The organism is Streptomyces sp. JJ66, assembly GCF_019303495.1.
Classification (GTDB): Bacteria; Actinomycetota; Actinomycetes; order Streptomycetales; family Streptomycetaceae; genus Streptomyces.
The window spans coordinates 36,652-63,492 of record NZ_JAEVFI010000006.1 but is presented as its reverse complement, the minus strand read 5'-3'; the positions used below and the strand labels follow the sequence as shown (position 1 = coordinate 63,492).

The window sequence follows — 26,841 nt, the reverse complement described above, 5'->3', positions numbered from 1 at the left end:
AATGGGGTTGCGATCATTACCTGTGGATGTTTGTATCACTGTCATGCCCGCATCCCCTTCGAGCTCCCGAGGCCGCTCGTCCCGTCCCGCCTCCGGCAGCGCCGCACCGCCCACCGAAGCCGCCGCCAACGCGCCCCGCGGGCGAGGCGTGCGCCGGCACGACCGGGAGATCCTCGCCCTCGCGCTCCCCGCCTTCGGTGCCCTTGTCGCCGAACCGCTCTTCCTCATGGCCGACAGCGCCATCATCGGCCATCTCGGCACCCCGCAGCTCGCCGGTCTCGGGGTGGCCGCCGCCCTGCTCACCACGGGCGTCAATGTCTTCGTCTTCCTCGCCTACGCCACGACCGCCGCCGTCGCCCGCCGCCTCGGGGCGAACGAGCTGCCCGCCGCGATCCGCCAGGGCATGGACGGCATCTGGCTCGCCCTCCTGCTCGGCCTGGGCGTGCTGGCCGTCGGCTACCCCGCCGCACCCGCGCTCATCGACGCCTTCGGCACGTCCACGACGGCGGCCCCGTACGCGGTGACCTACCTGCGGGTCAGCCTCCTCGGCATCCCCGCCATGCTCGTCGTTCTCGCGGCCACCGGCGTGCTGCGCGGCCTGCAGGACACCCGCACGCCGCTGTACGTCGCCATCGGCGGCTTCACCGCCAACGGTCTGCTCAACCTGCTGCTCGTCCACGGTGCGGGCTGGGGCATCGCGGGCTCGGCCTGGGGCACCGTGCTCGCCCAGTGCGCCATGGCTGCCGTCTACCTCGGCGTCGTGGTCCGCGGTGCCCGGCGGCACGGTGCGTCCCTGCGCCCGGACGCCGCCGGTATCCGCGCCTGCGCCCAGGCCGGGGCGCCGCTGCTGGTCCGCACGCTGTCGCTGCGGGCCGTGCTGCTCATCGCCACGGCCGTCGCGGCCCGCATGGGGGACGTCTCCATCGCCGCGCACCAGATCACCCTCACGCTGTGGTCGCTGCTGGCCTTCGCCCTCGACGCCATCGCCATCGCCGGGCAGGCCATCATCGGCCGCTACCTCGGCGCTGGGGACGCCGCCGGGGCGGGCGCGGCGTGCCGGCGCATGGTGCAGTGGGGCATCGCGTCCGGCCTGGTCCTCGGGGTGCTTGTCGTCGTCGCCCGTCCGCTGATCCTGCCGCTGTTCACCAGCGACCCGGCCGTCCACGCGGCACTGCTGCCCGTGCTGCTGGTCGTCGCCGTCACCCAGCCCATCGCGGGCGTCGTCTTCGTGCTCGACGGGGTACTCATGGGCGCCGGGGACGGGCCCTACCTGGCCTGGGCCATGCTGGCGGTGCTGGCGGTGTTCGCACCCGTGGCGCTGCTGGTGCCCACGCTCGGCGGTGGTCTGACCGCGCTGTGGTGGACGGTGGCCGGGCTGATGATGGCGACGCGCATGGCCACCCTGTGGTGGCGGGCCCGCTCCGGACGGTGGATCGTCACCGGATCGGTGCGGGTCTGAGCAGACCGGACGGCGAGGAGGCCGTGCGGGCCTCAGCAGACGACGGCCGACACGGAAACGGGCCGCACCCCTGCTTCAGGGGTGCGGCCCGTTCCGTGGCCGTTCAGACGCGGGAGAACCTCACGCGGCCTGGACCTCGACGCCGACCTTGGCGACGACGTCGGTGTGCAGCCGGACCGAGACCTCGTGCGAGCCGAGCGTCTTGATCGGCGAGCCCAGCTCGACGCGGCGCTTGTCCACGTCCGGACCGCCGGCCGACTTCACCGCGGTGGCGATGTCAGCCGGGGTGACGGAACCGAACAGGCGGCCGCCGTCACCGGCACGGACCTTGAGGCGCACCTTGGTGCCCTCCAGCTGTGCCTTGACGTCGTTGGCCTGCTCGACCGTGGCGATCTCACGGATCTTGCGGGCACGGCGGATCTGCTCGACGTCCTTCTCGCCACCACGGGTCCAGCGGATCGCGAAACCGCGGGGGAGGAGGTAGTTGCGGGCATACCCGTCGCGCACCTCGACCACGTCGCCGGCGATGCCGAGGCCGGAGACCTCGTTGGTCAGGATGATCTTCATGTTGCGGTCACCCTTCCCTTATCGAGCGGTCGACGTGTAGGGCAGCAGCGCCATCTCACGGCTGTTCTTCACGGCCGTGGCGACGTCACGCTGGTGCTGGGTGCAGTTGCCGGTGACCCGGCGGGCACGGATCTTGCCGCGGTCGGAGATGAACTTCCGCAGCAGGTTCGTGTCCTTGTAGTCGACGTAGGAGATCTTCTCCTTGCAGAACACGCAAACCTTCTTCTTCGGCTTGCGAGCAGGCGGCTTCGCCATTGTCTCTCTCCAGTGAATTCAAGAAGTTGCGGGTGAACCCGCCGCCGTACGGCCCGTACGGGCCGGTCAGAACGGGGGCTCGTCCGAGTAACCACCGCCGGAGCCGCCGCCCCAGCCGCCGCCACCGCCGCCCTGCTGGCCGCCGCCCTGCTGGCCGCCGCCCGCCGGAGCGCCGGTCGCCCACGGGTCGCCCGCGGGGGCGCCGCCCCCGCCCTGCTGGCCGCCGGAGCCGCCGCCCCAGCCGCCGCCCTGCTGGCCGGCCCCGCGCCCGCTGGTCTTGGTGACCTTCGCGGTCGCGTTGCGCAGGCTCGCGCCGACCTCGTCGACGTCGAGCTCGTAGACCGTGCGCTTGATCCCCTCACGGTCCTCGTACGACCGCTGCTTGAGGCGGCCCTGCACGATGACCCGGGTGCCCCGGGTGAGGGACTCGGCGACGTTCTCCGCCGCCTGCCGCCAGACCGAGCAGGTGAGGAACAGGCTGTCGCCGTCCTTCCACTCGTTGGTCTGCCGGTCGAAGGTGCGGGGGGTGGACGCGACGCGGAACTTCGCGACCGCCGCACCGGAGGGGGTGAAGCGCAGCTCGGGGTCGTCGACGAGATTGCCGACGACCGTGATGACGGTCTCGCCTGCCATGGGGTACCTCTCGGCGTGCTGGCTGCTGTGGGCTGCGTAGCGCTGCTACTCGGAACCTTCGTGCGCTGGCGTCAGGTGACTCAGCGGACGGAGGGACGGAGGACCTTGGTCCGAAGGACCGACTCGTTCAGGTTCATCTGACGGTCGAGCTCCTTGACGACCGCGGGCTCGGCCTGCAGGTCGATGACCGAGTAGATGCCCTCGGGCTTCTTGTTGATCTCGTAGGAGAGACGACGACGGCCCCAGGTGTCGACCTTCTCGACCTTGCCCTTGCCCTCGCGGACAACGGCCAGGAAGCTCTCGATCAGCGGCGAGACAGAACGCTCGTCGAGATCGGGGTCGAGGATCACCATCACCTCGTAGTGACGCATGTGTAACCCACCTCCTCTGGACTCAGCGGCCACGGGCGTTCCGTGGCAGGAGGGTTGATGCGTAACGCCACGGTCCCTGCCGTTATAGCGGCCGCCACTGACAGCCCCGGCATTCGGGCCGGAGAGCGGAGGCGGACACGGCAGACACCGGTGCAGACGGTACAGCCTACCCGTCCTGACCCTCCCGGTTGAAATCCGGGCCGAGTACCCCGCAATCTGGACACATCGGGTGTGAGCGGCGCCACGCGGCGCCGCCTTCCGGCAGGAGGTGCCCCATGGCACAGGCAGCACGGCAACATCGCGATCCGCTCGCCTTCCTCGACACCGACGGCAAAGCGCACCCGCGCGAGAACGCCTTCGCCCTCGCGGCGATCGTGCTCGGCGCGGTGGCGGCGGTGACGTCCCTCTTTCCCGGGCTGCACCTGCTCGCGTCCTGGGCGGGGCTGCTGGGTATCGGCGCGGCGCTGTGGGGGCAGATGATCTCTGCGACGACTGCCGAGCGGTTCCTGCTGGTCATCGGGCTCGGGGCGTCCGGCTTCGGCCTCTACCTCGGTATGTCCCACGGTGGTCTCTTCGGCGGCCTGCTGGGCTGATCTGTCGCGGGCCGAGTCCCGTTCGAGCCGTCCGTGCCCGCCGCGGGCAGCGGGGTCCGCGACCGGCTCACGGCGAGGTTCGGCCTCCCCTTCCGGCGAGTAGGCTTCGCGCCAGACCCTGCGAAGTACGCCGGAGGAGCGCCCCGTATGAGCCTGACCCTGAGGACCATCAGCCGCGAGGAACACCTGGCGTACCTCCGGAGCCTGCCGTCGGCGAGTCACTGTCAGGTTCCCGCCTGGGCGGACGTAAAGACCGAATGGCGCGCGGAAAACCTCGGCTGGTTCGACGACAAGACGGGGCGCGTCGTCGGCGCCGGGCTCGTCCTCTACCGGCAGCTGCCGAAGGTCAAGCGGTACCTCGCCTACCTCCCCGAGGGGCCGGTGATCAACTGGCACGCCCCGAACCTGGAGGAGTGGCTGAAACCGATGCTCGCGCACCTGAAGGACCGGGGCGCGTTCTCGGTGAAGATGGGCCCGCCCGTGGTGATCCGGCGCTGGGACGCGGCGGCTATCAAGAAGGGCATCCAGGACCCGGATGTCAAGCGGCTGCGCGACGTGGAACCCACGTTCATCGAACCGCGCGCCTTCGAGGTGTCGGACAAGCTGCGCCGGATGGGCTGGCAGCAGGGTGAGGACGGCGGCGCCGGCTTCGGCGACGTGCAGCCCCGCTACGTCTTCCAGGTGCCGCTGGAGAACCGCACCCTGGACGAGGTGCACAAGGGCTTCAACCAGCTGTGGCGGCGCAACATCAAGAAGGCCGAGAAGGCTGGCGTCAAGGTCGTGCAGGGAGGTTATGAGGACCTCGCGGAGTGGCAGCGCCTGTACGAGGTGACCGCCGAGCGTGACCGGTTCCGGCCCCGGCCGCTGGGCTACTTCCAGCAGATGTGGAAGGCGCTCAACAACGAGGACCCCAACCGCATGCGGCTGTACTTCGCGCAGCACGAGGGCGAGAACGTGGCGGCGGCGACGATGCTCGTCGTGGGCGGCCACGTCTGGTATTCCTACGGCGCGTCCGCGAACCACAAGCGTGAGGTGCGGCCGTCGAACGCCATGCAGTGGCGCATGCTCCAGGACGCGTACGCGCTCGGCGCCACGGTCTACGACCTGCGCGGCATCTCTGACTCGCTCGACGACAGCGACCACCTGTTCGGCCTGATCCAGTTCAAGGTCGGGACGGGCGGGGAGGCGGCGGAGTACCTCGGTGAGTGGGACTTCCCGCTGAACAAGCTGCTGCACAAGGCGCTGGACCTCTACATGTCGCGGCGCTGACCCCTTTCGCCCCCGAAGAGCCCCGTTCACGAGAAGCACGAGAAAGGTCGTCCCCCGGCATGGCGCTCTCCCTCTACGTCGACACACCTCGCTGGCGAGCGCACCAGCAGACGGTGCTCCAGCAGTTCCCGGGCCTGGTACCGGTCTGCAAGGGCAACGGATACGGCTTCGGACACCAGCGCCTGGCGGAGGAGGTCTCCCGCTTCGGCTCCGACGTGCTGGCGGTCGGCACCACGTACGAGGCCGCCCGCATGAAGGACTGGTTCAGCGGCGACCTGCTCGTGCTGACACCGTTCCGGAAGGGGGAGGAGCCGGTGCCGCTGCCGGACCGCGCGATCCGCACGGTCTCCTCGCTGGACGGCGTCGGCGCGCTGGTGGGCGCCCGGGTCGTCGTGGAGGTGATGAGCAGCATGAAGCGGCACGGCGTCTCGGAGGATGACCTCGGCAAGCTGCACGCGGCCATCGAGAACGTGCGCCTGGAGGGCTTCGCCATCCACTTGCCGCTGGACCGCACGGACGGCACGGACGCCGTCGAGGAGGTCATCGGCTGGATGGACCGGCTGCGGGCCGCGCGGCTGCCGCTGGAGACGATGTTCGTCAGCCACCTCGGAGCCGAGGAGTTCGCCCGGCTCCAGCAGCAGTTCCCGCAGACCCGGTTCCGGGCGCGCATCGGGACGCGGCTGTGGCTGGGTGACCACGCCGCCACGGAGTACCGCGGCGCCGTCCTGGACGTGACGCGGGTGACCAAGGGCGACCGCTTCGGCTACCGGCAGCAGAAGGCGCAGACTGACGGCTGGCTCGCGGTCGTGGCGGGCGGCACCTCGCACGGCGTGGGCCTGGAGGCGCCGAAGGCGCTGCACGGGATGACCTCGCGGGCCAAGGGCGTCGCACGGGCGGGCCTGGCGACGGTCAACCGCAACCTCTCCCCGTTCGTCTGGGGCGGAAAGCAGCGCTGGTTCGCGGAGCCGCCACACATGCAGGTGTCGATCCTGTTCGTCCCCTCGGACGCGCCTGAGCCGCACGTCGGCGAGGAGATGGTGGCCTACCTGCGGCACACCACCACACAGTTCGACCGGCTCGTGGAGAGCTGAGGCCCGGGACGAGAGGGCCGTACGCGCGGAGCGGGGTCGTGTTTCACGTGAAACACGACCCCGCTCCGCGTTACCAGGCACCGCCGGAGGATGCCCGGCGGCTTCACCGGTCAGCCCGGCAGGGGGCGGACCCGGCGCTGAGCGCTCAGCGCTCGACGGCACCCTTGATGAACTTCTCCACGTTCTCCCGGGCCTCGTCGTCGAAGTACTGCACCGGCGGAGACTTCATGAAGTACGAGGAGGCCGACAGAATCGGGCCGCCGATGCCGCGGTCCTTGGCGATCTTCGCGGCGCGCAGGGCGTCGATGATGACGCCGGCGGAGTTCGGGGAGTCCCAGACCTCCAGCTTGTACTCCAGGTTCAGCGGCACGTCACCGAACGCGCGGCCCTCCAGGCGCACGTAGGCCCACTTCCGGTCGTCCAGCCAGGCGACGTAGTCGGACGGGCCGATGTGCACGTTGTGCTCGCCCAGCTCCCGGTCGGGGATCTGGGAGGTGACGGCCTGCGTCTTGGAGATCTTCTTGGACTCCAGCCGCTCGCGCTCCAGCATGTTCTTGAAGTCCATGTTGCCGCCGACGTTGAGTTGCATCGTGCGGTCCAGGATGACGCCGCGGTCCTCGAACAGCTTCGCCATGACACGGTGGGTGATGGTGGCACCGACCTGCGACTTGATGTCGTCACCGACGATCGGGACGCCGGCCTCGGTGAACTTGTCCGCCCACTCCTTGGTGCCCGCGATGAACACCGGCAGGGCGTTCACGAACGCCACCTTGGCGTCGATGGCGACCTGCGCGTAGAACTCCACGGCCGACTGGGAGCCCACGGGCAGGTAGCAGACGAGGACATCGGCTTGCGCGTCCTTGAGTGCCTGCACCATATCGACCGGCTCCTCGGCCGACTCCTCGATGGTCTCCCGGTAGTACCGGCCCAGACCGTCGTAGGTGTGGCCGCGCTGCACGGTGACACCGGTGGACGGCACGTCACAGATCTTGATGGTGTTGTTCTCGCTGGCGCCGATGGCGTCGGCCAGGTCGAGACCGACCTTCTTGGCGTCCACGTCGAACGCGGCGACGAACTCGACATCCCTGACGTGGTAGTCGCCGAACTGCACGTGCATCAGACCCGGGACGCGGCTGTCCGGGTCGGCGTCCTTGTAGTACTCGACGCCCTGCACCAGCGAGGCGGCGCAGTTGCCCACGCCGACGATGGCTACGCGAACCGAACCCATTCCGGTTGCTCCCTGTGTGTACTCGTTGAGACTCCGCACGGTGCGGAACTCAGGTGGTGTCATCGGACGAATCCGGCCGGGCACCGCCCCGATGCCGGGGCTGATGGCCCGTCTCCTGTGACTGGCGGTCCTGCTCGCGCCGACCGCGTCCCGTCCGCTCGCTCTCGATCAGCTCGTTGAGCCAGCGGACCTCTCGCTCCACGGACTCCAAGCCGTGGCGTTGCAGTTCAAGCGTGTAGTCGTCCAGCCGCTCCCGGGTGCGGGCCAGGGAGGCGCGCATCTTTTCCAGCCGCTCTTCCAGGCGGCTGCGGCGGCCTTCCAGCACCCGCATCCGCACGTCCCGCGAGGTCTGGCCGAAGAAGGCGAAGCGCACACCGAAGTGCTCGTCCTCCCAGGCATCAGGCCCCGTCTGGGCGAGGAGCTCCTCGAAGTGCTCTTTTCCCTCCGCGGTGAGGCGGTAGACGATCTTGGCCCGGCGCCCCCCGAGAGGAGCGGAACGCGGGTCCTGTGGCGCGCCGCCCTCCTCCTCGACGATCCAGCCCTGCTGGACGAGGGTCTTGAGGCAGGGGTAAAGCGAGCCGTAGCTGAACGCACGGAAGACCCCCAGCGAGGTGTTGAGCCGCTTGCGCAACTCGTAGCCGTGCATGGGGGCCTCGCGCAGCAGGCCGAGAACGGCGAATTCGAGGATGCCGGACCGTCTGCTCATCGACGCTCCACTCCTCTCCTCGCTTGTTCGCCGCTCGCGCCGAGCCGATGTGTCACGGGCCGGCGCGGCGAGTGCCGCACCGAATATACCGCGCTGATGTATCGACTCGATACATCCAGACGATAGAACCCGCCGTGCGGCCCGGCAAGCGCGGGGTGAGTGTCCGGGGTCACAACCGTGTGCATGGTCGTTGGGTGGTCACCTTTCGGGTGAATGTCAGGTTAAACAGGTTTTGTGCCTGCGTAGGCTGGCGTCGTGCGAAGACCACCGGGAACCGCAGTGCCGCAGGAACGCGTCACCGTCCCGGGTGACATGCGTGCCCGACTACGGCGGGGCGCATATTGGGGGACCGGAAGTACACTGCCGCCTTCAGGCGCGGATGCCTGACCGAGGAGTAGCTGTTCCCATGAGCGAGCACCGCCGAAAGCCGCCGCAGTCACGCGGCCGTCGCGCCGCGTCGTCGGCACCCGGCCGTCGCGCCGCGGCCACGCCGCCCAGCGGGCCTACCACCAGCTCCTACGGCCCGCCGGAGGACCGGCCCTACGGCACCCGCGCGGAAGCCCGTCGGGCGGCCCAGCGCACCGCCAGGGGCGGCCGACGCCGTGACCAGGCGGCCCCTGCCGGGAGCGCTTCCGGCGCCACCGTGATCGGTCGCGGGCGCGGCCCGGAGCCCGAGGCGAGAAAGCGATTCATCGACTACCCGCGCACGGGCAAGTCAGGCGTCCGCCGCTGGACACCGTCGTTCAAGCAGCTTACGGGCCTGGTGTTCTCGGGCCTGCTGGCGCTCATCGGTCTGTTCGCCCTCGGTTACGCGATGGTGGAGGTCCCCACCGAGGCCAACGCCGCTGCCACCCAGCAGAGCAACGTCTACTACTGGGCGGACGGCACGGTGATGGCCCGCGAGGGAGACACCAACCGGCAGAACCTCGACTACGAGGATATTCCGACGGAGATGCAGGAGGCGGTGGTCGCCGCCGAGAACGAAACGTTCTGGAGCGACTCCGGCATCGACCCCAAGGGTATTGGCCGGGCCGTGTACAACATGGCCACGGGCGGGGACACCCAGGGTGGTTCGACGATCACCCAGCAGTTTGTGAAGAACAACTTCCTCTCGCAGGACCAAACTCTCACCCGCAAGTTCCAGGAACTCTTCATCTCCATCAAGGTGGCTGCTGAAGAGGAAAAAACCGACATCATGAAGGGCTACCTGAACACCGCCTACTACGGCCGTAACGCTTACGGCCTGCAGGCGGCGTCCCAGGCGTACTTCGGCAAGGATGCCGTGGAGCTGAACCGCAGTGAGAGCACTTTCCTCGCCACTGTTCTCAAAGGTCCCGACCTCTATGACCCTGCGGGCGGCGTGAGCGAAAAGGCTACGGCCGAGGCAAATACCGAGCGTGCCAAAGAGCGCTACGCGTGGATTCTGGGCCGTCAGGTCAAGCTCGATATGATCTCCTCCGCGGAACGCCAGGAGCTTTCTGCGTTTCCGGACATCAAGGAGCGCGTGGCCACCTCGGGCGGAGACTCCTCGCAGACCAACTACCTGGTGAAGACGGCGAAGCGGTACGTGCAGTCGAAGACCGACCTGGACCCGAAGGAGTTCGACCTCGGCGGTTACGAAGTCCACACCACCTTCGAGAAGGACAAGGTCAAGGCGCTGGAGGAGGCCGTCCAGGAAGCCCGCGCCGAGCACCTGAAGCCTGAGGAGCGCGAACAGGACGAGTTCGTGCAGTTCGGCGCGGCGTCAGTGCGGCCCAACGATGGCGCGATCATCGCCCTTTATGGCGGCGCGGGTGCCGAGAACGGCCACTACAGCAACAACGCGGACACCGGTGGTGTCCCGGTTGGCTCGACCTGGAAGCCCTTCGTGCTGGCCGCCGCGATGGAGCACGGCACCTACCGCAGTGGGGGCACGGGCATCTCGCCGTCGAGTGAGTACAACGGTGATAACAAAGTCGTCATCAAGAACCAGGACGGCTCGCCTTACCTCACGGACAAAAACGAGCCTTTCCGTCAGGTGAACGACGGCGGGAAAGACTACGGCCACATCTCGCTGCGCTATGCGATGAAGAAGTCGGCGAACTCGCCCTTCGTCCAGCTCGGCATGGACGTGGGCATGGAGAAGGTGCGCGACACGGCCGCCGCGGCCGGGATCAGCGAGCACAGCTTCGCCGACATCAACCCCTCCTTCGCGCTCGGCACCTCGACACCCTCAGCCATCCGCATGGCCGACGCCTACGCCACGTTCGCCGCCTCTGGCACCCAGACCGAGCCCTACTCGGTGACGAAGGTAGAACGAGGCGACGAGGAGCTGGAGGGCTTCGAGAAGCCCAAGAAGGAACAGGCCATCGACCGGAACGTGGCCAACATGGTTACCAACGTGCTCGAAGGCGTTATCGCTCAGGACGGAACCGGCAGGAAGGCTTTGGCCCTCGACCGCCCGGCGGCAGGCAAAACCGGTACCACCGACGAGAACAAATCGGCTTGGTGGGTGGGCTACACGCCGCAGCTCTCCACCGCCGTAATGATGTTCCGTGAGGATGCCGAGAACCCCCGTCTGTTGTCCATGAACGGCACCGGCGGCCTGCCGTCCATCCACGGCGGCGACATCCCTGCGGCGGTATGGGCCAAGTTTATGAAGGCCGCGCTGAAGGGCCAGCCGGCCGAGTCCTTCCCGGAGCCCAACCCGATCGGCAACGTCGTCGATGGCCGGGACGTGCCGCAGCCGGAGCCCACGCCGGAGAAGCCGGAGCCCTCCGAGGAGGAGTCGAAGGAGCCGGAGCCGGAGCCGACCGAGACGGAGACCGAGGAACCGGAGACGTCTCCCACGCCCGACCCGAGCGAGCCCGACAAGCCGTGCTTCCCGTTCGACCCCTCCTGCGATGACGACGGTGCCAACGCCGGTACCGACGCGGGCCAGAACGGTGGTCAGGACGGCGGCCCGGGCGGTGGCCCGGGTGGCGGCCCAGGAGGCAGCACGGACGAGGGCCAGACGGGCGGCCCGGGCGGTGGCGACCAGCCCAGCGGCGGCAGCACCGGTGAGCCCGGGGAGGACTCGGGCGGGACCATCTTCGGCCGGAGCGGCCAGGAGTAGCGGCGTCCGCTGACGCTGTCGGCGCCCTGCGGTGGCCCTGAGGCTGCCCGGGGCGCCGACGCGTCTGGAGGCAGCGAAGCCCCTGAACTCCCAAAGGGCCGGGCCTGGAGCCCGGGGCAGAGCGGGGTCAGAGGGCCAGTTTGAAACCGATGTGGGACGCCGTGAAGCCGAGGTGGGCGTAGAAGCGGTGGGCGTCGGTGCGTGAGGCGTCCGACGTCAGTTGCAGCAGGACGCAGTCCAGCCGCCGGGACTGCGCGATCGCCCAGCGGATCAGCTCGCTGCCCAGGCCGTCGCCGCGCTCGTCGGCGTGCACGCGTACGGCTTCGACGAGTGCCCGGGAGGCGCCCCGCCGGGACAGGCCGGGGATGACGGTGAGCTGGAGCGTGCCGACGGTGCGCCCGTCACGCTCGGCGACCACAAGGTGTTGCTGTGGGTCGGCCGCGATGGCGGCGAAGGCGGCGTGATAGGGCGCGAGGTCGTCCGGGGTCTCGCGGGCGGCGCCGAGGGGATCGTCGGCGAGCATCGCCACGATGTCCGCGACATCGGCTGCCGTGGCAGGGCGTATCACAAGATCACTCATGTCGGCAGGTTACGGCTGTTCCGGTCCGGGTAGCGCCTGCTTTTCATGGTCTCTACCGCGTCCCCACGGGCCCGGGCAATCAGCAGCGCTACGGACGGTGATTTCCCGCCGAGACGGGCGGAATCGCGGAATTGCCCACGCGGGGACGGCACTTGTGCATGGATGGGGTAACGGTATGGTCGGGCCCGCATCACGCCGCAATGCTCGGCCGGACGTCGTCCCTGCCAAATCCGCGGTGACATCACCGCGTCAGATAGGGGCAAATGAGAGGGCACTTTCCGTTCAGGACGGTGCCGTAACGGCCAGAAGACATAGAGGACGAGGCAACCATGACCACCATGTCGGCTGACAACGGGATGCCCGGCTCCGGCAGCAACGGCGACTGGGGTTGGTTCTCCACGCCCCAGCGCCAGGCCGGGGAGCCGTCGCGGGGCGGACCGGCACCCGGTGGCCCCGCACCCGGTGGCGTCCCGGCTCAGCCCGGCCCGGCTCCGTCGTCCCCGCCGCCCGCGTCACCCGTCCGGCCGCAGGGCGGTGGGCCACCGGAAGTGGAGCGCCCCGCCCCGCCGGCCGGAACCGCGCCGCCCACCGCCGACGCCACGCTGATCCGGCAGACCATGGCCGAGATCGAGCCTGCCTCCGACGCCGTCACCGCGTACTTCTACGCCTTGCTGTTCGTGCGTCACCCCCACCTGCGCGACCTGTTCCCCGCTTCGATGAACCACCAGCGCGACCGGTTGTTCCAGGCGCTGCTCACCGCCGCCCAGCACGTTGACAACGGCGCGGTGCTCACGGACTACCTCGCCGGACTCGGCCGTGGCCACCGCAAGTACGGCACCCGCCCCGAGCACTACCCGGCCGTGGGTGAGTGTCTGCTGGCCGCCCTGGCCCGCTACGCGCACCACAGCTGGTCACCGCAGACGGAGGCGGCCTGGGTGCGGGCGTACACGGCGATCTCGCAGATCATGATCGACGCCGCGGCCAGGGACGAGCAGCACGCTCCGGCCTGGTGGGACGCCGAGATCGTCGGGCACGAGCAGCGCACCGACGACATCGCGGTGATCACCGTACGCACCGACCAGCCCTACCCGTTCCTCGCGGGCCAGTACACGTCGCTGGAGACGCCGTGGTGGCCGCGGGTGTGGCGCAGTTACTCCTTTGCCTCGGCGCCCCGGCCGGACGGGCTGCTGAGCTTTCACGTGAAGGCCGTGCCCGCCGGATGGGTCTCGGGCGCGCTGGTGCGCCGGGCCCGGCCTGGCGACGTCATCCGCCTGGGGCCGCCCGCCGGGAACATGACGGTTGACCACCGGGCGGACAACGGTCTGCTGTGCCTGGGCGGCGGCACGGGTATCGCGCCGATCAAGGCGCTGGTGGAGGACGTCGCCGAGCACGGCCGCCCGCGTCCGGTGGAGGTCTTCTACGGCGCCCGCCGCGACCACGACCTCTACGACCTGGAGACGATGCTCACCCTGGACTCGCGGCACCCGTGGCTGACGGTGCGCCCGGTGGTGGCTGACGGCTGCCCGGTGCGCGCCTCGGGCCTCGCGGGCGAACTGCCGGACGCCGTACGGGGAGCGGGACGGTGGAGCGCCTACGACGGATATGTCTCCGGTCCGCCCGGAATGATACGCAGCGGGGTTGACGCGCTCGTGGGTGTGGGGATACCCGTCAATCGCATACGGCACGATTCTCTGGACGAACTCGTGGCGGCCGCAGAAGACTGAACGAGTGGGAGCGGGAGACGTGGCAGTGCAGGACAGCCTTGGCAGACCTGGCAGCGCGGGGGAACACGAGATCCAGGCCGAACTCGGTTCGACGGAGCGGGCGAACCGTTTCTACGGCGACCAGATGCTGGACCACCTCAACGAGCGCATGCGGGAGTTCACCCGGCGTCAGGAGATGTTCTTCCTCGCGACGGCGGACCGGCAGGGTGCCTGTGACAGCACCTTCCGCGCCGGGCCGCCCGGGTTCCTCCAGGTGCTCGACGAGCGTACGCTCGCGTTTCCCGAGTACCGGGGCAACGGCGTGCACGCGAGCCTGGGCAACATCCGCGAGAACCCCCAGCTCGGCATTCTCCTGGTCGATTTCATCCGTGCCCGCATCGGACTCCACATCAACGGGACGGCCGAGATCCTGCCGGACGCCGACATCCGCGCCGCGTACCCGCACCTGCCGCACGATCCCGTGCCGGGGCGGCGGGCGGAACTGTGGGTGCGGGTGAGCGTCGAGGAGGCGTACATCCACTGCGCCAAGCACATACCGCACCTGATGTACGCGCCGAAGCACTCGGCGCAGGACAGCCAGGACTGGGGGACGGACGACTACAAGCGCAAGGGCGGCGACTTCTTCGGCGCCGCCCGGGACCGTGCCGCCCGCGAGTCTGCCGGGCAGCCGTCCGGGCCGAGCGCGCCGGGAGGGCTGGACGGGGTGCCCGCCCCCGGTCCGGCGCGGGCGGTGGAGCTGGCCCCGCCGCCCGCCTCCGACGCACCGCCGTCCCCCGCAGCCCATGTGCCGGGCGCCGCCGCCCCGCTGGCCGGTGACCCGCTGGCCGGTGACCCGCTGGGCGGCCCGCCGAGCGCCGCCGACCCGGTGGGGGAGGTGCCGTCCCCGGCGCGGTCCTGGCAGGAGCGCGCACAGCAGGTGCTGGCCGAGGCCGAGGCCCGCCGCCCGGACGGCGGCGCCGCGTCGTACGAGGAGTGGTTCAGCGGCCGCCGGGGCTGATCCGGCCCGCGCCGGACGGGCTGATCCGCCCGGTGCCGGGGGCGTCAGCCGAAGTCGGGCGCCAGCAGGGCGCGGACGCCTTCGATGTTGCGCTCCAGGAACGCCCGCAGGGAGGGCGGGACGACGTTGACCGACGTCACGCCCTCCCGGGTGAACGGCAGCCGCACCACCTCGTACAGGCCGCACGGGTCGTCCACCTCGGGGCCGTGACGCAGGCTGAGGTTCATCGACGTCAGGCGGCAGACGAAGAAGTGCTGCACCTTCACGCCGCCCGCGGTGCCCTCCGGCACGGTGTCGACGAAGGCCGGGACCACGTCGGTCACCTTCGCGCCCAGTTCCTCGTCCACCTCCCGGTGCAGGGCGGCGGTCACCGACTCGTCCCCCGGCTCCACGCCGCCGCCCGGAGTGATCCAGTACGGCTCCTCGCCGGGCTTGGTCCGCTTGATGACGAGCATGGCGTCACCGTCGAGCAGGATGGCCCGCGCGGTGCGCTTGACCACGGGGCGGGCGGCGGAGCGGTCCGGTGCCATGCCAGTGGTTCTGCCGCACCGGCTGGTGGCCGAAACCTGCCTTCCTGTCCACGCCCGTTCGCGGCGCCCCACGCCCCGGGAGTGACGGTTACGGCGCCGTGCCGTCCGCTTCGTCCAGGGCTCGCAGCAGGTCGGCCACCAGGTCGTCGGCGTCCTCCACGCCGACGGAGAGCCGCACGAAGCCCGCGGGCACCGCGTCCCCGCCCCAGCGACCGCGCCGCTCCGCGGTGCTGCGCACGCCGCCGAAGCTCGTCGCGTCGTCCACCAGGCGCAGCGCCGCGAGGAACCGTTCGGCGTGCGCCTGGCCGGGCAGGGTGAAGGAGACCACGCAGCCGTACCGGCGCATCTGCCGCGATGCCAGCGCGTGGGCCGGGTCCTGGGGCAGCCCGGGGTGGCGCAACCCGCTCACCTCGGGCCGCTCACGCAGGGCCCGGGCGACGCTCAGCGCGGTGGCCGCCTGCCGGTCTACGCGCAGCTGGAGTGTGGCCAGGCTGCGGTGCGCGAGCCAGGCTTCCATCGGCCCGGGGATGGCACCGACGAGCTTGCGCCAGTGCCGTACGGCATCCGCGACGGCGGTGTCCTTGCAGACGGCGTAGCCCAGCAGCACGTCCCCGTGCCCGGTGAGTGCCTTGGTGCCGCTGGCCACCGAGACATCGGCGCCCAGCTCCAGCGGGCGCTGCCCCAGCGGCGTGGCGAGAGTGTTGTCCACGGCGACGAGCGCCCCGTGCCGGTGTGCGGCGTCGGCGAGCGCGCGGATGTCGCACACGTCCAGCCCGGGGTTGGACGGCGTCTCCAGCCAGAGCAGCGTGGCGCCCTCCAGCGCGTCGTACTGCTCGCCTCCGCCCGTCGGCACGGCGCGTACCTCGGCACCGTACGCCTCCAGCTGCTCGCGGAGCCGGGCGAGCAGCTGGTAGCCGTCGGACGGCAGGACGACGACGTCGCCCGCGCGTACCTGGGAGAGCAGCACGGCGGAGATGGCGCCCATACCGGAGGCGAACACCACCGGATGCGCCGGACCGCCGGGGTGCTCCAGTTCGGCGAGGGCACGCTCCAGCCCGGTCCAGGTGGGGTTGCCGTCGCGGCCGTAGGTGTACGGGGCGTGCGCGGGGTCGCCGGGCAGGTGGTAGTGGGCGGCGAAGACGGGACCGGGCAGCGCCGGGGCGTAGGGCTCCTCGGGCGGCAGACCGGCCCGCACCACGCGGCTGCCGTCTCCCAGGCGGGGCTCGGTCATCGTCGCTCCAGCTCCTTCGTGACGGCGGCCCGTTCGGGTGAGAGCCGCCCTGTGGGTCAGCGGTCGCCGAGTACCAGTTCCATCGCCCAGGAGATGACGGCGATGATCAGTCCGCCGAGCACGGCGGTGCCGAAGCCCTCGACATGGAACGGCAGGTTCACCACGCTGGCCAGCCACGAGGTGAGCAGCAGCATCAGCGCGTTGATCACCAGCATGAAGAGGCCGAGCGTGAGCAGCAGAGCGGGCAGTGAGAGCAGCTGCACGATGGGCTTGACCACCGCATTGACCACACCGAAGATCAAGGCGACCAGAATCAGCGTGCCTGTCTTGCTGCCCGTGCTGTCCCCGGTCAGCGTGATGTCGCCGAGCAGCCAGACGGCGACGGCCAGGGCGACCGCGTTGACGAGGGTTTTGACGAGTAGATTCACCATGCTGGGAATGGTCTCCCAGAACCGTGCGGTGAAACGGCGAGGGGTCAGGCTGAGATGAAGGCGTTCCGGCTGGACGAGCTGGAGGCGGAGCGGGCCGCCCACAATGGGGCGTACCTGCAGTTCTTGCGCGAACGGAATATGTCGGTCGGCCTCTACGCGTTGGACGCCGGGGAGCAGGACCCGCAGAAACCGCACCGCCAGGACGAGGTCTACTTCGTGGTGAGCGGGCGGGCCGTGCTGACCGTGGGAGAGGAGACGACGACGGTGGGCCGGGGCAGCGTCGTCTACGTGCCCGCGAACGTGCCGCACCGTTTCCACCACATCAGCGAGGACCTGCGGGTGATGGTGGTCTTCTCGCCTCCCGAGGGGTGAGTCAGCCGGCGAGTGTTTCACGTGAAACACAGCGAACACAGCAGAACAGCGAACCCAGCGAACCCAGCCAACAGCGAACCCGGCACATACAGCTCCGATCGGAGCGGGCCTCCTCCCAGGGCACGCCCGGTGCGGCCGCGGTCCCCTAAGGGCACGGTCAGGGGAGAGCCGGGGACACGGTGTCTCCGTCCGGCCGGGCGGTTGCCTAGCATCGAAGACGTCACGGTAGGTACCCGGAAGGCAGGAGTGGGACATGAGCGCGAAGCAGACGTTGGCGGGGCTGCCGACGTGGTTGAAGTGGGCCGGTGTCATCGTCGTGGCGTTGGTGCTGTTCAAGCTGGTGGCCTGGGTGCTCACGACGGTGCTCAGCCTGCTGTTCAACGTGCTGCTGTTCGCGGCGGTCCTGGCCGCCGTCGTCTTCGTCGCACGGAAGTTCCTGTCATCGTCCTCGGGTTCCTCCGGCAGCGGCTGGTGACCGTTCCCGTGGGTTGGGTGGGGGCCGTCACCGTGGGTACAGGTACGTGGTACCACCAACTCCGTTGTCAATCGGGTGACTTTGCACCCCTCGCGTTGTGCAACTTGTCGATCTTGGTGGACGATGCCTCCAGGGCCTGTGGCCCGTAGCAATCCACCGCAGCCCGGCCGCCCCAGGCCCGGGCACGAGACGCCGGGGGCGCGGATGAACGGCAGGGTTCAGGCGCAGGTCATGATGAACTTCCTCGCCTCGGACGAACTGTCTTTCCGGATTCCGGTGGACCTCGTGTACGAGGCCGCTGATCCGTACGCCGTCACCTGCACGTTCGGCCTCCCGGGAGATGAACCGGTCACGTGGGTCTTCGGCCGCGAGCTGTTGGTGGACGGCGTCAGCCGCCCGGCCGGTGAAGGGGACGTGCATATCGCGCCTGTATCCACCGAGTGTCTGTCCGACCTGCACATCCGCCTGCAGGTCGGCGCGGAGGCGGCGCTGCTGCGGGTGAGCGCGCCGCCGCTGGTGGCGTTCTTGGACCGGACCGACCGGGTCGTCCCGCTGGGCCAGGAACCAGCGTGCGCGGAGCTCGACGCGGAACTCGACCGCCTGCTCGCGGGCCGCCTGTAGGCCGCGATCGCGGTCACGCCACCGTGGTGGCGTCCCGCACCTTCCCCTGCCGCGACCAGGCGGCCGCCCCGGCTGGGTAGCCGTGGGGCCGGCGGCCCGCGGTCCACCCCGCATGCTGCGGCCGTGGGCGGGGACGTCCAGCGCAACCCACCGGGCAGGCGTCAGCGGGCGCGTCGGCGGCGGCCACGGGAGAGGGTGTCTGCCTTGCCCAGGCCCGCGGAGGCGACGAGCGCGGCGAGGCCCGTCGTCAGCGGGACGGAGGCGACCAACCCGATGGAGCCGACGAGGGTACGCACGATCTCCTCGGCCACCAGCTCGCTGGTGGCGACGCGGCCCACGCTCGCCTCGGCCACCGAGAACAGCAGCAGCAGCGGCAGCGCGGCGCCCGCGTAGGCGAGAACCAGGGTGTTGACCACGGACGCGATGTGATCGCGGCCGATGCGCATCGCCGCCCCGTACACCCGCCGCCAACTGGCCTTGGGGTCGGCCTGCTTCAGCTCCCACACGGCCGAGGTCTGGGTCACGGTGACGTCGTCGAGCACGCCGAGGGAGCCGATGAGCACACTGGCGAGCAGCAGACCACGGATCTCGATATCGGGGTACAGGCTGTGGACGAGCGCGGTCTGGTCGTCGGTGTTGCCGGACAGCTCGGCCCAGCCGATGAACAGGGAGCCGAGCAGGCCGATGAGGATCAGCGACAGCAGGGTGCCGAGGACGGCCACCGAGGTGCGCGCGGTGAGGCCGTGGGTCAGGTACAGCGTCACCAGCATGATCGCGCTGCCGCCGACGACCGCGACGAGCAGCGGGTTGGAGCCCTGCAGTATGGCGGGCAGGATGAACAGCGTCAGCACCGCGAAGGTCACCACGAGTCCGACGAGGGCGAGCAGGCCGCGCAGCCGTCCCACGGCGACGACGACGACGGCGAAGAGCGCGGCGAGCAGGACCATCGGAACCTCGCGGTCCATGTCCACGATGCTGTACTGGAGCTCCTCGGGCGCCTGTGGGGCGTAGGCGACGACGACGTCCTGCCCGGTGTCGGGGCGGCGGGTGGCGTCCGGGGTGAGCACCTCGGTGAACTCGCGGCCGGTGTGCGGGCCGCTGGTGACCTCCACGGTCAGCAGGCGGCACTCTCCGGCGGTGGCGGGATCGCCGTCCTGCTGCTGGGCGCCCACTTTCTCACAGGCCACCACCTCCGACTGGGTGACGCGGGCGGACTCGGTCTGCTGGTCGAAGCCGACGCCGGTGCGCTCGCCGTTCTGGCCCTCCGGCGCACCGCCTGGCCAGAGCAGGACCAGCCCCGCCAGCACGGCGGTGGCGAAGGGGATCAGCACCGCGGCGATGACCTTCCGGAAATGCCGCGAGACGGGCGCGGCGGGCCCGTGGTGGTGGCTGTGTGCGTGGCCGTGGTGGTGGCCCTGGGGGCCGCTGTGCGATGGGGTCACGGACCGATCATCGCAAGACCCTCTGGCGCGGTGGGGTGTCGAACCGCTAGCGTGGACGTCGTTTTGCACATCGCGGGAGCTCTGAGCACGGGGCTGAGAGGGCGCTGACGTCCGTATGGGGACATACGGCAGCCGCTGCGCCGACCGCCGAACCTGTTACCGGGTAATGCCGGCGTAGGGAGTGGGTCTCATGACCACGCAGGATGCGCGTACGCGCGCGCTCAGCGGCGCGGACACCGCCGACGGTACGGCCGCCGAGGGCACCTCGCAGATCGGCTGGCACAAGGGCTACGTGAGCGGTTCGCGCCCGGACATCCGGGTGCCGGTGCGCCGGGTGCACCTCACCAACGGCCAGGACGTGACGCTGTACGACACCTCCGGCCCGTACACCGACCCCAACATCGACACCGACGTCCGCCGGGGCCTGCCGCCGCTGCGGGAGAACTGGATCATCGCCCGCGGTGACACCGAGGAGTACGCGGGCCGGGAACTGCGTCCCGAGGACGACGGGCTGAAGCACACCTCGCCGCGCGGCGGGCTGCGCAACCTCGACGCCGTCTTCCCCGGACGCCCGCGCCAGCCGCGCCGGGGCCGGGACGGGGCCGCCGTCACCCAGCTCGCGTACGCGCGGCGCGGTGAGATCACCCCGGAGATGGAGTACGTCGCCGTCCGGGAGAACCGCGCACCGGAGTTCGTGCGCGACGAGATCGCGGCCGGGCGGGCGGTGCTCCCCGCGAACGTCAACCACCCGGAGATCGAGCCGATGATCATCGGCAAGAACTTCTTGGTGAAGGTCAACGCCAACATCGGCAACTCGGCCGTTACCTCCTCCATCGAGGAGGAGGTGGAGAAGATGACGTGGGCCTCGCGCTGGGGCGCCGACACCGTCATGGACCTCTCCACCGGCCGCAACATCCACACCACCCGCGAGTGGGTGCTGCGCAACTCCCCGGTGCCGATCGGCACGGTGCCGCTCTACCAGGCCCTGGAGAAGGTGGACGGCCGGGCCGAGGAACTGAGCTGGGAGGTCTACAAGGACACCATCATCGAGCAGGCCGAGCAGGGCGTGGACTACATGACGGTCCACGCGGGCGTGCTGCTGCGCTACGTGCCGCTGACGGCCCGGCGCAAGACCGGCATCGTCTCGCGCGGCGGCTCGATCATGGCCGCGTGGTGCCTGGCCCACCACAAGGAGAGCTTCCTCTACACCCACTTCGAGGAGCTGTGCGAGATCCTGCGGGCCTACGACATCACCTTCTCGCTCGGTGACGGTCTGCGCCCCGGGTCCATCGCCGACGCCAACGACGAGGCGCAGTTCGCCGAGCTGAAGACGCTGGGCGAGCTGAACCGCATCGCCAAGTCGCACGACGTGCAGACCATGATCGAGGGCCCGGGCCACGTCCCGATGCACAAGATCAAGGAGAACATCGACCTCCAGCAGGAGATCTGCGAGGAGGCGCCGTTCTACACGCTCGGCCCGCTGACGACGGACGTGGCACCCGGTTACGACCACATCACCTCCGGCATCGGCGCCGCGATGATCGGCTGGTGGGGCACGGCGATGCTGTGCTACGTCACGCCCAAGGAGCACCTGGGCCTGCCGAACCGGGACGACGTGAAGACCGGCGTCATCACCTACAAGATCGCCGCGCACGCCGCAGACCTGGCCAAGGGCCACCCGGGCGTGCAGGAGTGGGACGACGCGCTGTCCGACGCCCGGTTCGAGTTCCGCTGGGAAGACCAGTTCAACCTGGCTCTCGACCCGGACACGGCCCGCGCGTTCCACGACGAGACGCTGCCCGCCGAACCGGCCAAGACGGCCCACTTCTGCTCCATGTGCGGGCCGAAGTTCTGCTCGATGAAGATCAGCCAGAGCATCACCGAGCAGTTCGGCGGCGACGCGGACGCGTCTTTGGAGGAGATCGAGGCCGGGATGCTGGAGAAGTCGAAGGAGTTCGCGGCTTCCGGCAACCGGGTCTACCTGCCGCTGGCTGACTGACCCCGCGTAAACACGGCTGACCGGCAACATTTTGGGGGAGTTGCCGGTCAGCCCTCCCGCGCCTTGGACTGATCGTCTGATCGTGCGAACCGTGGCCGTCTCGCACGGCTCGCGCAGGGCGTCCCAGCCGTTGAACGCGATGTGCGGGGGCACGCGGTCCTCCTGGTCAGTCGTCTCCGATGGTGATGCCGAGTTCGTTCACGAGGGCCTGGGCAAGGTCTGTCTGCTGGCCGGGGTCGATGCGGACCTTGGCCAGGTGGGCAACGCCCCGGATCTGCGAGAGGTCATTGCCACGGAGATCGGTCTCCCCGTACCGGCCCCCACCGAACTCGGTCAGCTTGAGCCCGCAGTCCGAGAACACGGCGTGGGACAGATCGCAGTCGGTGAACGTGACCTCAGTGAGGGCACAGCCGACGAAGGCAACCGGACCAACGGCACGCACCCTCTTGAAGCTGGCGTAATCGAAACGGCACTTCTCGAACAGCACGTCGTCTAGGACCACACCGTCCAGCGCGGCGCCCATGATCTTGCAGTTGCGGAAGTGGACCCGGGTGAACTTGCTCTCGCTCCAGCGGGCCGAGCCGAGATCGCTGTTGGTGATCTCGATGCCGTGGAGTTTCAACGCCCCGAACTCGACTTGCTTCGCGCGGACGTCGCTGACCCGGCCCGTGATGAGCCGGATTCCGGTGAGAGCGAGCGACCGCAGGTCCACGCCCCCGTACGTGAAGTCCTGCACGGAGCCACGGGGGTTGTCCAGCGTTTCGACCACGGACAGGTACAGGCCGGGCTCATCAAGGTCGGGGTTGGTCACGGTGATGTGGCCGAAGGTACGGCTGACCATGGTGCTCCTTCAACGGGGTGCCGCCGGGACGGCCCCGCCGACCGCCCTGTCCGGGTTACTTGACGGCGCAGGCGGCCGTGCCGGATGACGCACGCCGGGCACGGCCGCTGTGCGTTCTCAAGCGTCCCAAACGCTCACGGTCGGCTCCGGCCACTGAGCCGCTGTCGCTGCCAGATCGCTCGGCAGCAGTGCGATCAGCGTGGCCCGGGCGTCGGCGACAGCCTTCAACGCGGCTTCCCGTGCTTCGTCCTGGGTGTCGAACATGCCCTCCCCCACTGTCTCGTTGTGGGGCGGCTCGCCGATCTCGCTGACCCACTGTGATGCACCCGGCCACACCCGGACGTCAGACGGGAAGGCTCCGGCAGCCCGGTGACACCTCGGGTGGCGGCTTCCTTGATCACGTTTTCGATGGTCATGCTTGGGCTCTCCTCATCTCGGCCAGGGCGGCGTCCAGTCGTGCGGAGCGGACCACAGTGGAAAGGTCGGTGGCGGTACGGGCGTAGTGCTCAGCCTCGTCGTGAACGCCCTGGCGGTAGAGCACCGTGGCCAGTTGGGCGGTATCGATCGCCTTCGAGCGAGCCCGGTTGGAGGTCTGGGAGTCAACGGCTCTGCGGAGACGGGATACGAGGTCGGAGACCGGGCTCCCCTTCACCGTGGCGAGTAGGTACAGGGCGTGTCCGGTCTCCCCGTTCAGCTTGTGCGGAGTGAAGTACCACATCCAGCGTGGTTCGCTGTGTAGATCGGTAACGCGGCCGTAGATCGATTCCGCCAGGCTGATCTGCCGCATGACCTCAGCTTCGTCGCCCTGGACGGCGTACGCCTGCGCCTTCACCGCTGCGATCATCGCGAGAGCCGACAAGGGCACGTTCCCCATCGCCATGTCGGCCAAGGCGACGGCGTCCTTCGGCTTGCGTTCGGCAATCTCCTGCCGGGCAAGGCCGGTCGCGACGTGACACAGCAGACCCTCATCACCGGCCTCCCGGGCGGCCTTGATACCCAGGCCGAACGTCCTGCGTGCCGGAGCGCTCTGGCCCGCGTCGAATACTGACCAGGCCGCCAAGTCGGCGAGGTTGGCGATCTGGCCGCACAGCCTGTCGCGGACGCGCGGCCCCATCGATGACTTGGTGAGATCGACGGCGCTCCGTAGCTCACCGAACGCCAGGTGGCGCGTGGAGACACCACCACTTCGCCGGTCCCACTCCTCTAGAGCGAACGTACGCTCGGCAAGGCTCTCCACGTCCTTCATCCCCACCGTGGAAGGGGCGGGCATCACCTCCGGCAGGATAGATGCGAGGGAGACGGCCAGGAGATCACGGCGCTTCGACTCACTCACCTCCTCGCGGTCACGCCGGGTCCGCTTCGAGAACAGCCCCAGCTCATCGTTGGTGGCCACGCCGAAGACCCCGCGTAGTGCGTCACGGACAACCGCCTCTGGCCAGCTGATCACGCCACGTTCTCATCGGCTGATCACATTGGCGTCAACCGCCGAATCCCGTCCTGTCGCTGCCCTGATCCGGGCGTTCACCCGTTGTGCCACGTCGCCTTGGGTCCACTCTCGCCCGAGGCGAAGCCTTCGTAGAGCGTCGTTGGTCATCTCAGGCCCGTCTCTGCGGCGCCGCCGATGGGCGCCAAACAGCCTAGTGAAGTGCCTAGCTTCTGCCTACAGGATCGCCCTGTCATCGCACGGAGCGCAGCAGTTTGATGGTTTCTCAGCCGCCCGGGCGACGGTCCGGCCACACCGGTGGTGTCGGGAAGTTTCCGGCAGCGTCACCCATCCCTGGTGCTCCCTTCATCCTCAGCGGGCTAAGCAGTCTGGAGGAGTCGCATGTCCGCCAGCGTCAATGCAACACCCGCCGCCCCCTCGGGCACCGCGTTCATCGAGATCCCGGAAGTTCGGCCTGCCGACCTTGGCTGCCTCCTGGAGCTGCCCTGTCTCCCCGAATCCGCAAGGTCCGCTAGGAGGTTGGTGAGCACTGCACTGACTGCCTGGTCCGCAGAGGAACTGGGCGACGAGGCTGAGCTCCTGGTGAGTGAGCTGGTCGCCAACGCGGCCAAGCACACCGACGGTACCCGGATCTCGGTTTCGGTGAGTCGGCAGAAGGCGTCGGTGTGGGTGGGCGTCCGGGACTCCTCCGGAGCACTGCCCTGGCGCACGCGGCCGAAGTGCGAGGCCGAATCCGGATATGGTCTGGAACTGCTGGAAGCCTGCTCCCTGCGCTGGGGAGTCGCCTGGGCTCCGCGTGGCAAATGGGGTCTGGTTCGAGCTGGAGACGGCGAAGTGATGGCCGTCGAGCGGGCCACGGGCGGGCGTCACCGACGCGAGCACCGCGATCTTGTTGGTGCCGGGCTGACTGGCTTGTGGGTACTGGGCTACGTGGCCACTGTGCTTCTTCTCGGCACCTCCATCACGCACCAGCTGAACCTTGATCACCCACCCCCCGCCAGCGCACTCGGGGCCGGATTTCAGTCGATTCTTGGGCTGGTCTGGGAGGGGCGACACCGCCCCTCCCGTAGGAGCAAGGGCCGACGACACGGCATCGATATCGTGCGGGCGCATCGCCGAGCCTCATCTAGAAAGGTCAACTCTTCATGAGCACAACTGAGTTCGAAGCCAAGATTCTCAACGTCGAACCGGGAAAGATGCGTGCGCTGCTGGCCAGTGCTGACGCGGTGCACCTCGGCGATCGCCTCCAGCGTCGCTACGTCTACGACATCCCCGGCCGGTCCGGCGCATGGGTCCGCCTGCGCGACACCGGCAGCAGCACCACGCTGTGCGTCAAGGAGATCCACTCTGGCGCGATCGACGGCGTGACCGAGACGGAGACGACTGTCGGCGACTTCGACACCGCTAACACGCTCCTGGGCAAGCTCGGTTACCAGCCGAAGGCATACCAGGAGAACCGCCGGTCCTCCTGGACGCTGGGCGGCGCGGCCATCGAGATCGACGAGTGGCCGCTGATTCCCCCGTACCTGGAGATCGAGGGGGGCAGCGCCGAACACGTTCACGCCACGGTGCGCGCACTCGGGCTCCCCCTGGAGGAGCTGACAAGTGAGAACACGACCAAGGTCTACCGCCGGTACGGGATCGACATTGAGGCAATCCCCCGGCTCACGTTCGAGTGACAGGAGGCAAACCGTGTCAGTGATCCAACGCCCGGCAGTCCGGGTTGTCCGGGACAAAACCATCCGTGTCAAGGTGATTGACGACTGTGGGTTGGCCTGCACGTTCTGCCACAACGAGGGAACGCCAGTCACCGCCGACAACAAGGGACGCACCCTGTTGCCCCCTGTCTCGGGGCCGGGCAAGACCGGCCGCGTGTCGATCTACAGCGAGACCAACGGGGTCAACTTCCTCTCCGTGAAGATGCTCCCCAACGTTGCCTTCCGGCGGGCGGTACGGGCCGTGGCGAAGGCGTTCGACGCCAGCGAGGTCCACCTCACCGGAGGGGAGCCCACCCTTCACTCGGAGGTGCCCTCGCTGGTCTCGGCGCTCACCGGGATGGGGCTGAGTGTCGGAATGACCAGCAACGGAGAGCGCGGTCGGCAGGTGATGCCGGGCTGCTCGGTAGCTGGACTGAATCGGGTCAACGTCTCGGTCTTCGGTACCACCGCCGAAGAACTCCAGGCCGTGCAGTCCGAGCGCTTCACATCACCGGGTCTGGCGGAGGCGAAGATCCGTGCTGCGGAGCAGACCATCCGTGCCGCTGTGTCCAACGGAGTCAAGGTCTCCGTGAACATCGTGGTCCCCGGTTTGGCCCACGTGGACAGGGTCGTCAACCTGGTCGAGTCGTACGGTCAGTTCGCGGATGTACGGATGCTCACCAGCATCCAGGAAGGCGAGGAGTCGAGCGCGGCGATTTCCGAGGTGCTGGCCCGGGTCGGTGCTGAACCGGTGCTGAGGACGTTCACCGCCGGTACCTCCGACGAGCGCACTCTCTACCGGGCACTCGGCAGCCGGGCAGTCTACGTCAAGCGGCTGCTGCCGGTGCGACTTCCGGAGACCTGTGCGTCGTGCCGGTTCAACAACGACACTGACTGTCAGGAAGGCTATTACGGCGTCCGGCTGTACCTCACCGAGCAGGCGGAGTACATGGTTGGTGTCTGCATCCAGCGCATGGACCTCTGCGTACCGGTGGCGGAGCTATCGAAGAGCGGGATCGTGGAAGAGGTGCGGGCGTTCAAGGAGGCCGAGGTCCGGCAACTGACGAGCCAGTACGGCGCCGCTGCCTGAACCACTCCATGACCGTCAGAGAACCCGTGACGTCGGCGGGCGGGGGTCCGTCGTCGAGTTGACCTCTCTGACGACTCCGGTAGCGGATAGTGGTGCCGGGA

The 26,841-nt window shown here is 69.2% G+C and carries 28 protein-coding genes and 1 riboswitch; of the genes, 14 read left to right on the top strand and 14 right to left on the bottom strand.

Annotated elements, in window-relative coordinates; all coding sequences use genetic code 11:
- Nucleotides 1-43: 43 nt before the first annotated feature.
- The gene (locus JJV70_RS06405) at nt 44-1,459 is read left to right on the top strand and encodes an MATE family efflux transporter (RefSeq protein ID WP_219046750.1); all 1,416 of its coding nucleotides are present in this window, start codon (nt 44-46) and stop codon (nt 1,457-1,459) included.
- Nucleotides 1,460-1,579: 120 nt separating this feature from the next.
- Here the strand turns inward: JJV70_RS06405 and rplI are convergent, their stop codons facing one another.
- From rplI to rpsF, 4 genes are all read right to left on the bottom strand, one after another.
- Nucleotides 1,580-2,026 carry a 50S ribosomal protein L9 gene (rplI, locus tag JJV70_RS06400; RefSeq protein ID WP_219046749.1) on the bottom strand — a complete coding sequence of 149 codons (447 nt, stop codon included), beginning with the start codon at nt 2,024-2,026 and terminating at the stop codon, nt 1,580-1,582.
- Nucleotides 2,027-2,044: 18 nt separating this feature from the next.
- Nucleotides 2,045-2,281, bottom strand: coding sequence for a 30S ribosomal protein S18 (gene rpsR / locus JJV70_RS06395; RefSeq protein ID WP_003978893.1), 237 nt, complete (start codon nt 2,279-2,281; stop codon nt 2,045-2,047).
- Between the two features lie 66 nt (nt 2,282-2,347).
- Nucleotides 2,348-2,914: a single-stranded DNA-binding protein gene (locus JJV70_RS06390; RefSeq protein WP_219046748.1), complete on the bottom strand. Its 567-nt coding sequence runs from the start codon at nt 2,912-2,914 to the stop codon at nt 2,348-2,350.
- A gap of 80 nt (nt 2,915-2,994) precedes the next feature.
- Nucleotides 2,995-3,285, bottom strand: a complete 291-nt coding sequence (rpsF, locus tag JJV70_RS06385; protein WP_219046747.1) for a 30S ribosomal protein S6 — start codon at nt 3,283-3,285, stop codon at nt 2,995-2,997.
- A 275-nt stretch (nt 3,286-3,560) separates the two neighbouring features.
- On the opposite strand from rpsF, the gene JJV70_RS06380 reads away from it, so the two are divergent.
- The 3 genes from JJV70_RS06380 (at nt 3,561) to JJV70_RS06370 (ending at nt 6,238) form a co-directional block, all read left to right on the top strand.
- Nucleotides 3,561-3,878, top strand: a complete 318-nt coding sequence (locus JJV70_RS06380) for a hypothetical protein (RefSeq protein WP_219046746.1) — start codon at nt 3,561-3,563, stop codon at nt 3,876-3,878.
- Nucleotides 3,879-4,025: 147 nt separating this feature from the next.
- Nucleotides 4,026-5,147, top strand: a complete 1,122-nt coding sequence (locus JJV70_RS06375) for a peptidoglycan bridge formation glycyltransferase FemA/FemB family protein (protein ID WP_219046745.1) — start codon at nt 4,026-4,028, stop codon at nt 5,145-5,147.
- Nucleotides 5,148-5,206: 59 nt separating this feature from the next.
- Nucleotides 5,207-6,238: an alanine racemase gene (locus JJV70_RS06370; protein ID WP_219046744.1), complete on the top strand. Its 1,032-nt coding sequence runs from the start codon at nt 5,207-5,209 to the stop codon at nt 6,236-6,238.
- A gap of 145 nt (nt 6,239-6,383) precedes the next feature.
- Here the strand turns inward: JJV70_RS06370 and JJV70_RS06365 are convergent, their stop codons facing one another.
- A complete protein-coding gene (locus JJV70_RS06365; RefSeq protein ID WP_219046743.1) occupies nt 6,384-7,466 on the bottom strand; it encodes an inositol-3-phosphate synthase in 1,083 nt (360 codons plus the stop codon).
- 49 nt (nt 7,467-7,515) lie between these two features.
- Nucleotides 7,516-8,172: a PadR family transcriptional regulator gene (locus tag JJV70_RS06360; protein ID WP_219046742.1), complete on the bottom strand. Its 657-nt coding sequence runs from the start codon at nt 8,170-8,172 to the stop codon at nt 7,516-7,518.
- Between the two features lie 406 nt (nt 8,173-8,578).
- Between JJV70_RS06360 and JJV70_RS06355 the strand changes: the two genes are divergently transcribed.
- On the top strand, nt 8,579-11,266 hold the full coding sequence (locus JJV70_RS06355; protein WP_219046741.1) for a transglycosylase domain-containing protein: 2,688 nt from the start codon (nt 8,579-8,581) through the stop codon (nt 11,264-11,266).
- A 127-nt stretch (nt 11,267-11,393) separates the two neighbouring features.
- Here JJV70_RS06355 and JJV70_RS06350 read toward each other — a convergent pair whose 3' ends face one another.
- Nucleotides 11,394-11,846: a GNAT family N-acetyltransferase gene (locus JJV70_RS06350; protein ID WP_219046740.1), complete on the bottom strand. Its 453-nt coding sequence runs from the start codon at nt 11,844-11,846 to the stop codon at nt 11,394-11,396.
- A 329-nt stretch (nt 11,847-12,175) separates the two neighbouring features.
- Between JJV70_RS06350 and JJV70_RS06345 the strand changes: the two genes are divergently transcribed.
- A complete protein-coding gene (locus JJV70_RS06345) occupies nt 12,176-13,570 on the top strand; it encodes a globin domain-containing protein (RefSeq protein ID WP_219046739.1) in 1,395 nt (464 codons plus the stop codon).
- 19 nt (nt 13,571-13,589) lie between these two features.
- The gene (locus JJV70_RS06340) at nt 13,590-14,567 is read left to right on the top strand and encodes a pyridoxamine 5'-phosphate oxidase family protein (protein WP_308294702.1); all 978 of its coding nucleotides are present in this window, start codon (nt 13,590-13,592) and stop codon (nt 14,565-14,567) included.
- 44 nt (nt 14,568-14,611) lie between these two features.
- Here JJV70_RS06340 and JJV70_RS06335 read toward each other — a convergent pair whose 3' ends face one another.
- The 3 genes from JJV70_RS06335 to JJV70_RS06325 all read right to left on the bottom strand — a co-directional run bounded on the left by JJV70_RS06335 (nt 14,612) and on the right by JJV70_RS06325 (nt 16,759).
- The gene (locus JJV70_RS06335) at nt 14,612-15,097 is read right to left on the bottom strand and encodes an NUDIX domain-containing protein (RefSeq protein ID WP_219046738.1); all 486 of its coding nucleotides are present in this window, start codon (nt 15,095-15,097) and stop codon (nt 14,612-14,614) included.
- 88 nt (nt 15,098-15,185) lie between these two features.
- Nucleotides 15,186-16,328 carry a cystathionine gamma-lyase gene (locus JJV70_RS06330; RefSeq protein ID WP_219046737.1) on the bottom strand — a complete coding sequence of 381 codons (1,143 nt, stop codon included), beginning with the start codon at nt 16,326-16,328 and terminating at the stop codon, nt 15,186-15,188.
- A 56-nt stretch (nt 16,329-16,384) separates the two neighbouring features.
- Nucleotides 16,385-16,759, bottom strand: coding sequence for a phage holin family protein (locus JJV70_RS06325; RefSeq protein WP_219046736.1), 375 nt, complete (start codon nt 16,757-16,759; stop codon nt 16,385-16,387).
- A gap of 54 nt (nt 16,760-16,813) precedes the next feature.
- Here JJV70_RS06325 and JJV70_RS06320 point away from each other — a divergent pair, with 54 nt between their 5' ends.
- The 3 genes from JJV70_RS06320 (at nt 16,814) to JJV70_RS06310 (ending at nt 18,227) form a co-directional block, all read left to right on the top strand.
- Nucleotides 16,814-17,131, top strand: coding sequence for a cupin domain-containing protein (locus JJV70_RS06320; RefSeq protein ID WP_219046735.1), 318 nt, complete (start codon nt 16,814-16,816; stop codon nt 17,129-17,131).
- A gap of 253 nt (nt 17,132-17,384) precedes the next feature.
- Complete coding sequence (locus JJV70_RS06315; RefSeq protein ID WP_219046734.1) at nt 17,385-17,606, top strand: DUF5326 family protein; 222 nt, start codon at nt 17,385-17,387, stop codon at nt 17,604-17,606.
- Nucleotides 17,607-17,810: 204 nt separating this feature from the next.
- Nucleotides 17,811-18,227: an SsgA family sporulation/cell division regulator gene (locus JJV70_RS06310; protein ID WP_219046733.1), complete on the top strand. Its 417-nt coding sequence runs from the start codon at nt 17,811-17,813 to the stop codon at nt 18,225-18,227.
- A gap of 161 nt (nt 18,228-18,388) precedes the next feature.
- On the opposite strand, the gene JJV70_RS06305 is transcribed toward JJV70_RS06310, so the two are convergent.
- Nucleotides 18,389-19,669, bottom strand: coding sequence for a YibE/F family protein (locus JJV70_RS06305; RefSeq protein ID WP_308294701.1), 1,281 nt, complete (start codon nt 19,667-19,669; stop codon nt 18,389-18,391).
- 62 nt (nt 19,670-19,731) lie between these two features.
- Nucleotides 19,732-19,867: riboswitch (TPP riboswitch) on the top strand.
- Between JJV70_RS06305 and thiC the strand changes: the two genes are divergently transcribed.
- A complete protein-coding gene (gene thiC, locus JJV70_RS06300) occupies nt 19,860-21,668 on the top strand; it encodes a phosphomethylpyrimidine synthase ThiC (protein ID WP_257573497.1) in 1,809 nt (602 codons plus the stop codon). Its footprint overlaps the riboswitch before it by 8 nt.
- A 166-nt stretch (nt 21,669-21,834) precedes the next feature.
- Here thiC and JJV70_RS06295 read toward each other — a convergent pair whose 3' ends face one another.
- The 3 genes from JJV70_RS06295 to JJV70_RS06285 form a co-directional block, all read right to left on the bottom strand.
- On the bottom strand, nt 21,835-22,509 hold the full coding sequence (locus JJV70_RS06295) for a pentapeptide repeat-containing protein (protein WP_219046731.1): 675 nt from the start codon (nt 22,507-22,509) through the stop codon (nt 21,835-21,837).
- Nucleotides 22,510-22,626: 117 nt separating this feature from the next.
- The gene (locus tag JJV70_RS06290; RefSeq protein ID WP_219046730.1) at nt 22,627-22,773 is read right to left on the bottom strand and encodes a hypothetical protein; all 147 of its coding nucleotides are present in this window, start codon (nt 22,771-22,773) and stop codon (nt 22,627-22,629) included.
- A 148-nt stretch (nt 22,774-22,921) separates the two neighbouring features.
- A complete protein-coding gene (locus tag JJV70_RS06285) occupies nt 22,922-23,902 on the bottom strand; it encodes a hypothetical protein (RefSeq protein ID WP_219046729.1) in 981 nt (326 codons plus the stop codon).
- A 573-nt stretch (nt 23,903-24,475) separates the two neighbouring features.
- On the opposite strand from JJV70_RS06285, the gene JJV70_RS22495 reads away from it, so the two are divergent.
- Genes JJV70_RS22495 through JJV70_RS06270 form a run of 3 tightly spaced genes read left to right on the top strand, consistent with a single transcriptional unit; the run spans nt 24,476 to nt 26,740 of the window.
- Nucleotides 24,476-25,102, top strand: a complete 627-nt coding sequence (locus JJV70_RS22495) for an ATP-binding protein (protein WP_257573496.1) — start codon at nt 24,476-24,478, stop codon at nt 25,100-25,102.
- Nucleotides 25,099-25,632 carry a class IV adenylate cyclase gene (locus JJV70_RS06275; RefSeq protein WP_219046728.1) on the top strand — a complete coding sequence of 178 codons (534 nt, stop codon included), beginning with the start codon at nt 25,099-25,101 and terminating at the stop codon, nt 25,630-25,632. The genes JJV70_RS22495 and JJV70_RS06275 overlap by 4 nt, the downstream gene beginning before the upstream one ends.
- Before the next feature lie 13 nt (nt 25,633-25,645).
- The gene (locus JJV70_RS06270; RefSeq protein WP_308294700.1) at nt 25,646-26,740 is read left to right on the top strand and encodes a radical SAM protein; all 1,095 of its coding nucleotides are present in this window, start codon (nt 25,646-25,648) and stop codon (nt 26,738-26,740) included.
- The last annotated feature ends 101 nt before the right edge of the window (nt 26,741-26,841 follow it).